This is a genomic window from Rhodoferax sp. GW821-FHT10B06 (assembly GCF_059415605.1).
The window spans coordinates 66,483-80,498 of the sequence record NZ_JBWKNO010000008.1; the positions used below are offsets into that span (position 1 = coordinate 66,483).

Consider the following 14,016-nt stretch of genomic DNA (forward strand, 5'->3'; position numbering starts at 1 on the left):
GAATTTGCGTGTCCCTCGATCTTTCTCGAACTCTGCCTGAAGACGCCGCTGACGCGCTGTTGATCGGTAGACTCTGGCAGCCCGGCGTTGGCCCGACAGTAGTCGCCTGCCGTGACGGCATGCTGCTTGATTTGTCGCGGCTGGGTGCGACTGTCAGCCAACTGCTTGAGTTACCCAACGTTGCAAGCGCCGTCCGTGCCTTTCTGTCTTCGGCAACGCCGCTTGCATCGCTGGAAAGCGTGCTGGCCAATAGCGACGAAGGGAAACGGGACCAGGTGCGGCCTTGGCTGTTGGCCCCCTGTGACCTGCAGGTTGTCAAGGCCAGCGGCGTGACCTTTGTTGCCAGCTTGCTTGAGCGCGTGATCGAAGAGCAGGCGCGGGGCGATGCGTCTCGTGCGCAGGCGATCCGCGCTGCGCTGTCGGGAATCTTAGGGGACAACCTTGCCGGCATTGTGCCCGGCTCAATCGAATCGGCCCGCGTCAAGCAGGTGCTCATGGAGCAGGGCGTCTGGTCGCAATACCTAGAGGTCGGAATTGGGCCTGATGCCGAAATCTTCACTAAAGCACCGGTGCTTTCATCGGTAGGTACTGGCGCGCAGGTGGGCATCCATGAGGAATCGAAATGGAACAATCCCGAACCCGAAGTAGTGCTTGCGGTCAACAGCCGTGGCATAGCCGTTGGGGCTACGCTGGGCAATGATGTGAACCTGCGCGATTTTGAAGGCCGCAGTGCGCTGCTGCTCGGTAAGGCCAAGGACAACAACGCGTCGTGCGCTATCGGCCCCTTCATTCGACTCTTCGATCCAGGATTTACCATCGACGATGTGCGCGGCGCGGAACTCGCGATGCAGGTCGACGGGCCCGAAGGTTTCACAATGCGCGGCACAAGTTCACTGTCGATGATCAGCCGTGATCCACTCGATATCGTGGCCCAGGTAGTAGGCCCCAATCACCAATACCCCGACGGTTTCATGCTGTTTCTTGGCACCATGTTTGCGCCGACGCAAGATCGCTATGGTCCAGGCCTTGGTTTTACCCATGAAGTCGGCGATGTGGTGCGCGTTTCCACGCCCCAGCTCGGAGCGTTGGTCAACCGCGTCAACCATTGCAGCAGCATTGCGCCGTGGAGCTTCGGCATCACTGCGATGATGAGAAATCTTGCGCAGCGCGGGCTCCTTTAAAGACATTAGAGAGTCATCAAGATGAAGGGGGTGCGTCGGAATTCTTGGACTGGTTTATGTTGTCAATCCAAGGCTCGCTCGGTATTCGAGGGGACTGAGTGAGCCAAGGGAGATCTTGATGCGCTTTTCGTTATACCGGTGGATGTAGGCGTCAACGATCTGGATGAATTGCTCGATGGTTGTCGCCTGCCAGTCCCGAGGGTAGAACAGCTCCGTCTTCAGCCGCCCAAAGAAGCCCTCACAGGCCGCATTGTCCGGTGAGCACCCTTTGCGCGACATCGAACGAATCAGCTTCGCGTTTTGCATCCGTGAGAGCCACCCTGGCCAGCGATAGTGGGCACCGCGATCAGAGTGGACAACGGGCCGGTCATTGCTCTTGGCTACAGTCTCTATGGCGGCATCCAGCATGGTGTTCACAAGAACGGCGTCAGGACGCGTGCCGATGGTCCAGCTGATCACCAGTCCATCGAAGCAGTCGATCATGGGTGATAGATACACCTTGCCCGCCGGGATCTGGAATTCCGTGATGTCGGTCAGCCACTTCTCATTCGGGGCCGCCGCCTGGAAATTGCGGTTGATGAGATTTTCTGGCGCAGGGCTTATCTCACCCAGATAAGAGCCGTACCGACGCCGCTTCGGAGCTGCCACGATCAGGCCTTCCTGCCGCATCAAACGCTGCACGACTTTCTCCGAGATGGAGACGTGCTGCCTGCCCAGTGACGCCTGTAGCCGACGGTACCCATACCAACTGTGATTGCGTTCGAAGATGTCTGTGATGGCGAGCCGCGCCTGTGCATACTTATCAGCGCCCAGCAGCTGTGCTCGATGATAGAAGTAGGAGCTGCGGGCCAGGTCGAGTTCGGCGAAGAGCTCGGGCAGCGCATACATTTCTCTCAGGGCATCAACCAGCAACGTCTTCTCCCGGTTGCTCAGGAGCTGCACGTCGACGCCCAGGCCTTTTTTTAAGAGTTCATTGGCTTTCTTCAAAAGGTCGTATTCAAGCTGCAACTACCGGATGTCACGTCGATGAGATTCGACTTGCTGCTCCAGGCCTAAACGATCAGGTGCTGGCGGCGAATGGTTGGGAGGTTTCATGGATGCGGGAACCTCACAGCCGAGTAGTTGATTTTTCCACTTGTACAACGTCGGCCTGCTCACCGCCAACTCTTGGGCAATTGTTTGCGCACTCATCTGCCGATTGCAAAGCGCAACGACTGCTGCCCGCTTGAATTCTGGTGAGTGCTGTACGCCGGACGCTCTGCCGACAACGTGAACCCGCATTTTGGGATGTAACTTATCGATCCAGGCCGCGAACGTGTCCCGGCATGGATATCCCAGAGCTTTTATGCTTCCAGTATTGTAGCGACCATGGTCGAGATAATGCTCGACTGCCACCCGTTTCTGTTCGTCAGAATACTTCTGCCATGAGCGCACATAGCCAGTTGGAAAATCCTGGCCTTGTTCGAACGCCCGATGCCAGCTCTTGAGACTGTTCTTTGTCGGATAACCCAACTGTCGAATGGTCGCTCCAGTGCGTTTGCCGAGTTTTATATAGAGCTTAACTGCTCGAGTGAGGTCTTCGTATGAGTACATGAACTACCTCCAAGTAGTCCAAGAATTCCGCCGCACTCCCGGTTGGACCTGGCTAGTTCGTATGCAACAACGTAACCAGCAGGACCGAGCTCTTTGAACGAGCCCACCTTCTTGAGCGTCTGCTCAATGGTGTCGATGCGCAGAAAGACGGAGCGAGAAAGGACAACGAGTTCGTGTGCGATAGTCGTCTTTCCAGTACCAGGAAGCCCGCCAAGAACTATCAGCATCGGTTTCACCGTGATGCTCGAATAGACCTGAGATGCGGGCCCAAAGGCCCACTTCTGACCGGAGGCATGTTGCTAAGAAATCAAGGGCTGAGTTTGATGTGCTTCACTGCTGCGCGGGCAGGTTGACCGCAGTGGCCGGCATGCATTCCACCCGGTTCCGCCCCAGCTGTTTGGCCTGGTACAGGGTTTTGTCCACGCTGTCGATGAAGTCTGCCAGCACGCTGTCCACGCCTGGCAGCACGGTGCCCACGCCAATGCTGATGCTCAGGTGGGGGCTGACTTGCGAGCCCTCGTGTGAGATTTGCAGCTGGGCGATCATGCTGCGGCAGCGTTCGGCGATTTTCAGCGCGGCCGTGGCGTCGGTCTCGGGCAGCACCAGTACAAACTCCTCGCCGCCGTAGCGGCCCACGAAGTCGCGTGCGCGGGTAGCGGCTGCGGTCAGGGTTTCGGCAACGCGCTTGAGCGTGTCGTCACCCTTGAGGTGGCCGTACTGGTCGTTGTATTGCTTGAAGTAGTCGATGTCGAGCATGATGAGCGACAGCGGCTGGCAGTTGCGCCGGGCGTTGCTCCACTCGATGTCCATGATGGCGTCGAAGCGGCGGCGGTTGGCGATGCCGGTCAGGCCGTCCTTGAAGGACAGTACTTCGAATTCCTTTTGTAGCGCGATCAACTTCTCTTCGGTCTTCTTGCGTTCGCTGATGTCGAACATGAAGCCGACCAAGGCCTCGACCTCGCCGTCCTTGCGCACCACGTGCACCACGTCGCGTATCCACACATAGCCGCCGTCCTTGGTCAGGGCTCGGTAGTCGGCCTCGTGGTCTATGCCGGCCTGCGACTGCCCGACGCAGAAGTTGAAGGTGGCCTCGCGGTCCTCGGGGTGCATGCGGTCGGCCCAGTCCTGGGCGCCCACCCAGCTCTCGGGCGACCAGCCCAGCAGTTCTTCAATCTGCGGGCCGATGTAGGAGAAGGTCAGCGTCTTCCAGTCGATGCGCCAGGGAATGGCCTTGGTGGATTCCAGCAGGGTCTTGTAAACGTTGGGATCGATTTGCATGGCGTGTGTGCGGGCGGTGGGCGGATAAAGGTCAGGAGCTTAATGCTCTTGCGTACAGATTCAACAAATTGCCGGGTTCGTCGTAGGCGATGCGCAGGCCTTCGCGCAGGTCCTGGCGCATGAGGCGGATCATCTGCTTCAGTACCTCGTCGGTGAAATGGTCGGCCGGTTCACCGGTGACTTCGGCCAGCCGCCCCGCGATGACCGCCGTGTCGCTGACCACCGGGCAGATGCGGTAACGGTACTGGCCGCCAATGGCTTCGGGCGGCAGGTCCATGAAGCGGTCGGGTACCTGGCGGAAGAAGCTCAGCGGCAGGCGATAGGCGTTGTGGCCCAGGATGGGGATGTCGTCCTGCACGCGTTCCTCGTCGTCCAGCACCTGTAGCTTGGTCGCCATGGGCAGCAGCTGGTCCAGCTGGTACTGCTGCATATGCGGATTGCCCACCCGCACCAGGTTGGCGATCAGCTCGCCCAGCGAGGCGTGGCCGATGACGGCGGCGCGCTTGGGCAGGCCGCCCCAGGCGCCGTCGGCACCGTTCAGCAGGGCTTCCAGCACGGATGCGTTTTCAAAGCCACCGCCGGCGTGCATGTGCACCACGAGTTTCAGCGGTGGCGGCAAGAAGCTACGCGCGGCCGCCACATAGGCGCCAACCTGGAACGGCATATAGGTGCCGCGGTCGTCCTCGATGCTCACGCCTTCTATGGGTTGCTGGGCCAGCAGCTGCAGGATGGAGAAGGTGGTGTCCGGGTCTTCGGCCAGGGCGTCGCAGCCGTCCACGATGTTGATCAGAATGCGCGGTGGCCCGCCATGGTCGCCGCGGATGTTCTGCATCAGCCACTGGATGCTTGCCGGCAGGCTGCGCTCCAGCGTGGCCAGGTCGTAGCCGGCGGACTGCATGCCGGCCGGGCTGAGGTAGATTTCGTGTAGGGTGTTGGGCACGCGGTAATCCCTGAGCTTGAGCATCGACGGGTCGGGGGTGAAGACGCCGTCCGGTGTCTCCAGGCCCAGCGCGGTGAAGGCGAAGCAGCCGGTGGTGTCGATGGCGTGGTCGCGCAGGTAGACCATGAAATCGTCGTCCACCTCCAGGTCTTCGGGTATGGAATAGTCCAGCGTGCCCAGGTGGATGTTCTTGAAGCCGAACTCGCGCAGCTTGGGCAGGATGGCTAGCTTGTCCTTCAGCGTCTGGCCCACGCGCGAGCCCACCGGGTTCTCGCGCAGCGACAGGTCGATCAGATAGGGGTCGATGTTGCGCAGCAGTGCGGTCTTTTGACGGGCTGCGGCGAGTTGCTGGTGGGCGTGCTGCAAGGCATGGGGTGCAGAGTGCATCGGTACGTGTTCCGTGGCGTTGGTGGAGAGCGTGACGCGGTATTTAACCATTGCGGCATGGCAGGGTCATGACCGCCCCCAGAACAATGCCAGGTAAAGAAGCGCGGCCCGCGTCGGAATGGCGGTGAAAGCAGGTAAAAAGGGCGGATGTTTGATCGTGTGTTGAAGCGTTCCCTGGCCTGGGGCCTGGGACTATGGTGGAGTGTTTGCGCCGTCGGTTTGCAGGCGGCCGAGTTAGCCAATGTGGGCAAGGGCGCGCTGGTGCTGGATGTGTGCAAGATCCATTTGCCAGGCGATGCCTTGCGTACCTTCTGGCGCGGGCCCGATGGCCAGACTCTTGCCGGCCTGCCGCAGGTGGACGGCTGGCTGCGTACCCGTAGCGAGCGGCTGCTGTGCGGCAGCAATGCCGGCATCTACGGCAAGGACCTGCGGCCCATCGGGCTGTATGTGGAGGATCGTCAGGTCTTGCGCCGCCTGAGCACCCGCAAGGACGGCTACGGCAACTTCTACCTGCAGCCCAACGGTGCCTTGGTGCTGACCGAGCAAAGCGCCACCATCTGGGAAACCGATGCTCTGGCCACTGTTTGGGACCAGCTGGCGCCCAGTGTGCGCTACGCCACGCAGTCGGGGCCGCTGCTGTTGCAGAACCGGCAGATCAACCCGCTGTTCACTCCCGGGTCGGACAACCGCCTGGTGCGCAACGCCGTGTGCACCCGCACGCCACAAGAGGTGGTGCTGGCCAAGAGCCGCTACCCCATCAACTTCTACGACTTTGCCAACACGCTGCGCGACAGCCTGGGCTGCCAGGACGCGCTGTACCTGGACGGCTCCATCTCCGAGCTGTTTCCACTGGAAGGCGGGCTGGGCGCGCCGCTGGGGCCCATGCTGGGCGTGGCCGTGCCGCTCAAATGAGTCGGCTGGAAATTTAAGAAAATAGTGGCTCTGGCGCACGAACTACCTGCGCAAGCAGCTATGAATTTTGTAGCTTGCGGTGCACCCAGGCCTCGAACTCCGCCAGCGGCAACGGGCGGCTGAACAGATAGCCCTGGTAGGCGTGGCAGTCGTGGCGGGCCAGGAAGTCGCGCTGGGCCTCGGTCTCCACCCCTTCGGCGATCACGTCCACGCCCAGGCTGTGCGCGAGGTTGACCACCATGCAGGCGATGGCTGCGTCGTTCGGGTCGGTCAGCAGGTCTTTGACGAAGCTCTGGTCGATCTTGATTTGCTCCAGCGGCAGCAGCTTGAGGTGGGACAGGGACGAATAGCCGGTGCCGAAGTCGTCCAGCGAAAAGCCCACGCCCACGCTTTTCAGAGCATTCATCTTGGCGCCGACCTCGGTGATGGAGGCCACCAGCAGGCTCTCGGTCAGCTCCAGCTTCAGGCGCTGCGGGTTGGCGCCAGTGTGGCGCAGCACGCTGAGCACCTGGTCCACAAAATCGGGCTGGCGAAACTGCCGTGGGCTGACGTTGACCGACAGCGTCAGCGCGGCCAACTCTGGAATGACGGCCCACTGCGCCAATTGCGCACAAGCCGCGTGCAGCACCCACAGGCCCAGCGGCAGTATCAGGCCGGACTCCTCCGCCAGCGGGATGAATTCGGCCGGCGACACCATGCCGCGCTGCGGGTGCAGCCAGCGTACCAGGGCCTCGGCGCCGGTGACCTGCAGCGAGCCTAGGAGCCTGTCGGACTTGGAAAGCGTCGGCTGCAAATCGACCGCAGCGGTCCATTTTTCACCGTCTTTTTGTCCCATAGCGGAGCTATGGGCCTGCAAATCCGGCAAAAACTGTTCTCGCTGGGGCCGATTTTCGCTTTCGACGTTCCAAGCCCGAGAGGCTCCTAGCATCTGCGGCTGGTAGTACAGCTGGAATTCGCTCTGCGCCAAGGCTTCGCGCAAGCCCATCTCCAGTGCCGAGCGCGCATGCACCACGGCCTGCATTTGCGGGTCGAAGAAGCACAGGGTGTTGCGGCCCGCCGCCTTGGCCTGGTACATGGCCATGTCGGCGCGCTTGAGTGGCTCCTCCAGCCCCTCGGGCTGGGGGCCGAACAGGGTGATGCCCAGGCTGGGCGTGACGTGGTAGCGGGTGCTGCCCAGCAGGTAGGCCTGGTTGAGGGTGGCCAGGATTTTCTCGCCGGCCGACCGCGCCTGCTGGGTGGCCAGGGGGGGCTGCGCGTCCAGGTCGGCCAGCATGACCACGAATTCGTCGCCGCCCAGGCGGGCCACGGTGTCGCTATCGCGCACGCAATCTATCAGCCGCTGGGCCACCTGCTGCAGTAGCTGGTCGCCCATTTCGTGGCCGTAGCTGTCGTTCAGGGTCTTGAAGTTGTCCAGGTCGATGAACAGCAGGGCACCATGGCGGGCGTGGCGCAGGCAGGCAGCCATGGCCTTGTCCAGGCGGTCCAGCAGCAGGCGCCGGTTGGGCAGGCTGGTCAGCTGGTCGGAGAAGGCCAGGTGCTTGGCCTGGGCCTCGGCGTCCTTGCGGTCGGTGATGTCGATGGAGATGCCGCCCACCGCATCCAACTGGCCCTGGCGGTTCTGTAGCGGAAATTTGATGGTGTAGTAGCAACGCCGGCCGTTTGGCGTTTCGGCCCAGCCTTCGTTGACCCGTTGCTGGCCGCTGTCCAGCACCTGCTGGTTTTCCATCGCGTATTGCTGCGCCAGGGTGACGGGGAAGACCTCTTCCATGCGCCGGCCCACAGCGTCGGCGCGCGGGGTGGCAGTGTCGTATTCCCACTGGCGGTTGACCAGCTGCAGGTGCTGATCGCGACCGGTGACGTAGATGGATACCGGCGCAAAGTCCAGCAGGTTGCCCATGAAGATCTGCGTCTCTTGCAGCTGCAACTCGGTACGCCTGCGCGCCGTGATGTCGCGCCAGTACACGATCACCACCTGCTGGCCGGCGGCGGTGAGTGGGGTGGACACATAGCGCTCCAGGATGCGGCCGTCGTGCAGCTCGAACTCTTCAGGCTGGCCGGGTGTGCCCAAGTACGGATGCAGGTCCTCAGGTTCTGCCTCTGGCGAACGGATCTGTTGCCAGCAATGTTGCCGCAGCTCGACCGGGTTGAGCCGCTGCAGCATGTCCGGCGGGATGGACCAGATCTGCACGAAGCAGGGGTTGAAAGCCACCAGTTCACCCTGTGGGCCGATGGCGGTTGCGCCGTCTGGCGATGCGTCCAGCATGGCGCGCAGCAGGGCCAGGGCGGCGTGCGGGTCGGTCGCCGCTGGCGCGGTGCTGTCTGCCAGGGCCGCAGTTAGCAGGTCATCCAAGGGGTGCATAGGCCGTGGGCGTTGGGAGGCCAGCGGTGTGGTGCTGGCGGGCGGGGTCACAGGGCAGGCAAATATGCCCGCAATCTACCTGCAACTGCCAACGTTGACCAGGGGCGCGTGCGGGTGCGGCGTTGCGGGTACGCCGCAGCGGCCAGGGAGATTTAAGCGAAACAGGCTTCCAGCGCAGGTTCAGCGTGCGCATGGCGCTATTAAATACGTAGCGTTTTGGATGGACCATGGACGCTACCGGGTGGCCGCGCGCTAACGTGTGTTGCCGGACTTGGACGGCAGGTTGAGGTTGATCTGCGTGAGCCTGACGCGGACCTTTTCAGCCGATATCGCGCCTTCTACTTCCCTCAGGTTGACGAACAGATCGCCCTTGCTGATGAGGACGTGGCCCACGGTGTAGGGCTTGTCTTGAAAGCGCACCTCGGTGCCCGGCTTGAGCAAGGGCATCCACAGCGTGGGTGGGTCCAGAAACGGGGCCTTGACGGGTACCGGTGCCGCTGCTGGAGTGGCGGTTGGCGCGGCCGTGGGCGCAGTGACCTGGAGAGGCGTGGCTGGGGCTGCTGGCGTCGATGCGGGGCTGTCAAACAGTTCGTCAAAATCGTCGCTCAACTGCAGATCTCCCTTGTCGATGGCTTGAGGTTCATACGCTGTATCGGACCGGCGCTGGGTAAAAAGGTTCATACCTGTTCTACCCGCCTCGGGCCCGCTATGCGTAACTCATTGTATCGACGCCACGCAAACCGCCCGCTTGTGCGCAGGCTAAGCCAGGTGTTTTAACAGGGCTTTGGCCACGGGCTCGGACGAGGCCGGGTTTTGGCCCGTAATCAGCAGGCCGTCGGCCACCACATAGGGCTGCCAGTCGGCCACTTTGGAGTAGCTGCCGCCTCGGGCTTGCAGCATGTCTTCCACCAGAAACGGCACGACCTCGGTCAGGCCTACGGCGGCTTCTTCGGTGTTGGTAAAGCCGGTGACAGCCTTGCCCGCGACCACCGATGTACCGTCGGCATTCTTGGGGTGGCGTAGTACGCCGGGCGCGTGGCATACCGTCGCCACCGGCTTGCCGGCGGCCAGCATGGCCTCGATCAGGGCGATGGATGTGGCGTCTTCGGCCAGGTCCCATAGCGGGCCGTGGCCACCGGGGTAGAACACCGCGTCATAGTCGGCGGCCGATACGCTGGCAAGTTTGTGGGTGCTGGCCAGCACGGCCTGGGCGGCGGCATCGGCCTTGAAGCGTTCGGTGGCCGGGGTTTGTGCGCTGGGGTCGTCGCTCTTGGGGTCCAGCGGGGGCTGGCCGCCCAGGGGTGAGACCAGGGTTACGTCCACGCCCGCGTTCTTGAATACGTAGTAGGGCGCAGCGAATTCTTCCAGCCAGAAGCCGGTCTTGCGGCCAGTGTTGCCGAGTTGGTCGTGCGAGGTCAGCACCATCAGAATTTTGCTCATCTTGTTTCCTTGTGTTGGTGGGGTGGAGTTAGTCGTTGGCCACGCGGATGACCAGCTTGCCGAAGTTCTTGCCTTCCAGCAGGCCTATGAAGGCATCGGGGGCGTTTTCCAGGCCGTCCACGACGTGCTCCTTGAACTTGACCTTGCCGGTGGCCAGCCAGGGGCCCATGTCCTTGGCGAACTCGGGGTAGCGGTGGCCGTAGTCGTCAAAGATGATGAAGCCCTGCATGCGGATGCGCTTGGTCAGCACCGTGCGCATCAGGCGGCTGCTGCGGTCCGGGCCGCTGGGCAGTTCGGTGGCGTTGTACTGGGCGATCAGGCCGCATACCGGCACGCGGGCCTTGTTGTTCAGCAGCGGCAGCACGGCGTCAAACACCTTGCCACCCACGTTCTCGAAGTACACGTCGATGCCCTGCGGGCAGGCCGCGGCCAGCTGGGCGGCCAGGTCGGGGCTGTGGTGGTCTATGCAGGCGTCAAAGCCCAGCTCTTCCACGGCCCAGCGGCATTTCTCCGCGCCGCCGGCAATGCCGACCACGCGGCAGCCCTTGAGCTTGGCGATTTGGCCCACGGTGGCACCCACTGGGCCGGTGGCGGCGGCCACCACCACGGTTTCGCCGGCCTGGGGCTGGCCAATGTCTAACAGACCCATGTAAGCGGTAAAGCCCGGCATGCCCAAAATGCCCAGGGCGTAGGAGGGCGGTGCCAGTTTCGGGTCCAGCTTGGTCAGGCCCTTGCCGTCTGACACGGCGTAGTCCTGCCAGCCGGTATAGGCCAGTACCCAGTCGCCCTCGGCAAAGCCGGGGTGCTGGCTGCTTTGCACGCGGCAGACGGTGGCGCCGACCATGACGGCACCCACGGCCACGGGGGCGGCATAGCTGGGCGCGTCGCTCATGCGGCCGCGCATATATGGGTCCAGCGACAGGTAGACGGTGCGCAGCAGCACCTGGCCTGGGCCAGCCACGGGCACGGGGCTACTGGCCAGGTGGAAGTTGGCTGCTGTGGGCGCGCCGTGCGGGCGCGAGGCTAGCTGAATCTGGCGGTTGATGGTGCTGCTTTGGGTGGTGGTTTGGCTCATGTGTGGGTTCCTTGGGGTGGGGGGTTACAGGGCGGCTTCCAGGATACGGCGGCTGATGGCGGGCGTGATGTCACCGTGTTCGCTGAGCTGGGTCATGCCGTGGTCCTGCAGCTGCTGTACCACGGTATCGATGGCGTCCGCGCCCAGGCCGTAGTCGCTCAGGCGGGTGGCGATGCCCATGCGCTCAAAGAAGTCGCGGGTCTGGGCGATGGCGGCGGTGATGCGTTCCTCGTCCGTGCCGGTGCGTATGCCCCAAACGCGCTCGCCATACTGCAGCAGCTTGTCGCGCTTTTGCACGCGGCGCTCTTCCAGCATGGCAGGCAGCACGATGGCCAGGGTGCGGGCGTGGTCGATGTTGTGCAGGGCGGTCAGCTCGTGGCCCACCATGTGGGTGGCCCAGTCTTGCGGCACGCCGGCGCCGATGAGTCCATTGAGTGCCAGGGTGGCGGCCCACATCAGGCTGGCGCGGTCCTCGTACACCGGTGTGGGTGCGGCCAGCAGGCGCGGGCCGATCTCCACCAGGGTCTGCAGCAGGCCTTCGGCAAACCGGTCTTGCACCGGCGCGTTGACCGGGTAGGTCAGGTACTGCTCCACGGTGTGGACGAAGGCATCGACCACGCCATTGGCCAGTTGCTGGGGCGGCAAGGTGTAGGTCTTGGTCGGGTCGAGTACCGAGAACAGCGGGAACACCTTGGCGCTGCGGAAGGGCAGCTTGGCACCGATGTCGCGCCGGGTGATGACGCCGCCGTTGTTCATCTCCGAGCCGGTGGCGGGCAGCGTCAGCACAGCGCCAAAGGGCAGGGCCTGGCCGATGTTGCGGCCGCGCTGCAGCAGGATGTCCCAGGCATCGCCTTCGAACAGGGCCGCAGCGGCGATGAACTTGGTGGCGTCAATTACCGAGCCGCCGCCCACGGCCAGCAGGAAGTCGAAGCCCTCGGCCCGGATGCGCGCCACGGCCTGCAAGGCGATGTCATAGCTGGGGTTGGGCTCGATGCCGGCAAACGTGCTGTGCTGGCGCGTGCTCAGGGCCTGGCGCACCTCGGCCAGGGTGCCGGTTTTCTCGGCGCTGGCGCCACCGACCAGGATCAGCACCTTGGCGCTGGCGGGCACCAACTTGGCGATGTCGGCAATGCGGTCCTTGCCAAAGACGATATGGGTAGGGTTGTGGAAGTCAAAGTTCAGCATGGGGGTTCCTTGTTTGTAGAACGAGTGGTTGTAAATAGACCGGTCGGCTAGTTGGGTCGGCGAAAAAAATGATGGACATGCGTGGCTCAGGCGGTGCGTGGGCCCAGCAGCAGTTCGGTGCTGCGGGTAGCTTGGTCAAACGCGCTGCCGTCGCGGCGCAGCTTGGACAGGAGGCTGGCGCCCAGCCATAGCGCGTACAGGGTTTCGGCGGTGCTGGGGGCGTCCAGGCTGGCGGGCACGGAGCCGTCCAGTCGGGCTTCTTCCAGGCACAGGGCCAGGCGTTTTTGTACGCCGTCGGTGCCTTCGCGCAGGGTCTCGCGCATGGGCTCAGAGATGTCGGCCACTTCGGCGCTGAGCTTGACGATCAGGCATTTGGGGCTGGACGCAGGCTCTGTGCTGTCGCCCACGCCGCATTGCGTGACGTTCCAGTACGACCAGTAGCGCATTAGCCGGGCGCGTGCCGGCGTGCCGTCGGGCCGCAGCAACGCGTCCAGCTGCTGCAGATAGCGCTCGATATAGCGCGCCAGCAGCACCTCGCCAAAGCGTTCCTTGGAGCTGAAGTAATGGTAGAACGAGCCCTTGGGCACGCCCGCACTGGCCAGTATCTCGGCCAGGCCCACGCCCACGAATCCCTTGCTGGAGATCAGGCGTTCTCCGCAGTCGAGGATCTGGTTACGGGTGGGGGAGGCGTCGGCAAGCATGGGTTGGATTGTGGATCAAGTAGACCAGTCGTCTAGTTTGGACACATAAAAAACCCGCCATAGAGGCGGGTTTTAGTGGAAGGCTTTTGCTATGAAATACGTAGCTTCCTGCGCAGGAATTAATTGCGCTAGAGGCGTGTTTCGTTCCTAGTGGATGAACTTCACCGCAGCAATCGCCAGCCAGCCCAGCACAAAGTTCAGCACCACCAGGTTGTGGATTTGGCCGGCGGCGTGCGCGGCGGTGGGCCATTCGGCGGCGGCTACGGCGCGCTTGAACTTGGCAAAGCCGGCAAAGTAGATATGGCCAAACACCAGCACCATCAGCAGGCCCAGGCCGGCCATCAGGCTCCAGCCTACGGGCAGGCCCGCACCGGCGGCGCGGGCGGCTTTCATGCTGCTGCCATACATATGGCCGCCGGTAGCCAACAGCAGCACGATGGCGCCCAGCACCAGGCGGAAGAAGCGCTGCATCACCTGCACCATCAGCCGGGCGCGTGGCTGGGCCTCCATGGCGACCAGGGCGGCGGGGCGCAGGGCGAACAGCATGAAGGTCATGCCACCCATCCAGACGATGGCGGCCACTAAATGGAGAAAGGCAAAGGCTTCAAACAGCATGGCGGTATCTCGTGGGGGAAAGCTGCATTGTGACCGCCTCCGGTCCCTGGGCCCACGGCATGCTGCTAAATCTATAGCTGCCAGCGCAGGATTTATCTGCGCTAGCGCCGGTTTTTATCCTGAAACTCAGGCGTAGGTGTTGAGCTGGGTGCCCAGGCTGCCTGAGGTGGCCAGTGTCGGTGCGGGTGCGGGTGCGGGCTGGGGCAGGGCGTCTAACAATGTCTGCGCGTTGCTTTCCTGTACGTCCAGGGCTTTTTTCAGCACGCGGATGTTCAGGCTGTCGGACGCGGGGGCTTGTGCGGCGGCGGTGGCCGACTGCACGGCCGTGGTGTTGGCAATTCCCATGGTGC

12 protein-coding genes and 1 pseudogene are annotated in these 14,016 nt (G+C 62.9%); 2 read left to right on the forward strand and 11 right to left on the reverse strand.

Going from position 1 to position 14,016, the window contains the following annotated elements; genetic code table 11:
• Window positions 1-2 precede the first annotated feature (2 nt).
• Window positions 3-1,181: a fumarylacetoacetate hydrolase family protein gene (locus tag AC07O2_RS14140; RefSeq protein ID WP_495076541.1), complete on the forward strand. Its 1,179-nt coding sequence runs from the start codon at window positions 3-5 to the stop codon at window positions 1,179-1,181.
• Window positions 1,182-1,235: 54 nt separating this feature from the next.
• On the opposite strand, the pseudogene AC07O2_RS14145 reads toward AC07O2_RS14140, so the two are convergent.
• From AC07O2_RS14145 to AC07O2_RS14155, 3 genes and pseudogenes are all read right to left on the reverse strand, one after another.
• Window positions 1,236-2,774, reverse strand: a pseudogene (locus AC07O2_RS14145) (IS3 family transposase).
• Window positions 2,775-3,104: 330 nt separating this feature from the next.
• Window positions 3,105-4,052, reverse strand: coding sequence for a sensor domain-containing diguanylate cyclase (locus AC07O2_RS14150; protein WP_495076381.1), 948 nt, complete (start codon window positions 4,050-4,052; stop codon window positions 3,105-3,107).
• Window positions 4,053-4,083: 31 nt separating this feature from the next.
• Window positions 4,084-5,379 carry a hypothetical protein gene (locus AC07O2_RS14155; protein ID WP_495076382.1) on the reverse strand — a complete coding sequence of 432 codons (1,296 nt, stop codon included), beginning with the start codon at window positions 5,377-5,379 and terminating at the stop codon, window positions 4,084-4,086.
• A gap of 147 nt (window positions 5,380-5,526) precedes the next feature.
• Between AC07O2_RS14155 and AC07O2_RS14160 the strand changes: the two genes are divergently transcribed.
• Complete coding sequence (locus AC07O2_RS14160; RefSeq protein ID WP_495076383.1) at window positions 5,527-6,291, forward strand: phosphodiester glycosidase family protein; 765 nt, start codon at window positions 5,527-5,529, stop codon at window positions 6,289-6,291.
• Window positions 6,292-6,349: 58 nt separating this feature from the next.
• Here the strand turns inward: AC07O2_RS14160 and AC07O2_RS14165 are convergent, their stop codons facing one another.
• From AC07O2_RS14165 to AC07O2_RS14200, 8 genes are all read right to left on the reverse strand, one after another.
• Window positions 6,350-8,650, reverse strand: coding sequence for a putative bifunctional diguanylate cyclase/phosphodiesterase (locus AC07O2_RS14165; protein WP_495076384.1), 2,301 nt, complete (start codon window positions 8,648-8,650; stop codon window positions 6,350-6,352).
• A 252-nt stretch (window positions 8,651-8,902) separates the two neighbouring features.
• Complete coding sequence (locus tag AC07O2_RS14170; RefSeq protein WP_495076385.1) at window positions 8,903-9,331, reverse strand: hypothetical protein; 429 nt, start codon at window positions 9,329-9,331, stop codon at window positions 8,903-8,905.
• Between the two features lie 78 nt (window positions 9,332-9,409).
• Window positions 9,410-10,090 (reverse strand): type 1 glutamine amidotransferase domain-containing protein, encoded by a 681-nt coding sequence (locus AC07O2_RS14175; RefSeq protein ID WP_495076386.1) that lies wholly within the window; start codon window positions 10,088-10,090, stop codon window positions 9,410-9,412.
• Between the two features lie 28 nt (window positions 10,091-10,118).
• A complete protein-coding gene (curA, locus tag AC07O2_RS14180) occupies window positions 10,119-11,165 on the reverse strand; it encodes an NADPH-dependent curcumin/dihydrocurcumin reductase (protein ID WP_495076387.1) in 1,047 nt (348 codons plus the stop codon).
• Window positions 11,166-11,189: 24 nt separating this feature from the next.
• Window positions 11,190-12,350, reverse strand: a complete 1,161-nt coding sequence (locus AC07O2_RS14185; RefSeq protein WP_495076388.1) for an iron-containing alcohol dehydrogenase — start codon at window positions 12,348-12,350, stop codon at window positions 11,190-11,192.
• A gap of 86 nt (window positions 12,351-12,436) precedes the next feature.
• Window positions 12,437-13,051, reverse strand: coding sequence for a TetR/AcrR family transcriptional regulator (locus AC07O2_RS14190; protein WP_495076389.1), 615 nt, complete (start codon window positions 13,049-13,051; stop codon window positions 12,437-12,439).
• A gap of 147 nt (window positions 13,052-13,198) precedes the next feature.
• Window positions 13,199-13,666 carry a CopD family protein gene (locus AC07O2_RS14195; RefSeq protein ID WP_495076390.1) on the reverse strand — a complete coding sequence of 156 codons (468 nt, stop codon included), beginning with the start codon at window positions 13,664-13,666 and terminating at the stop codon, window positions 13,199-13,201.
• A 126-nt stretch (window positions 13,667-13,792) separates the two neighbouring features.
• Window positions 13,793-14,011, reverse strand: coding sequence for a putative motility protein (locus AC07O2_RS14200; protein WP_495076391.1), 219 nt, complete (start codon window positions 14,009-14,011; stop codon window positions 13,793-13,795).
• Window positions 14,012-14,016 lie beyond the last annotated feature (5 nt).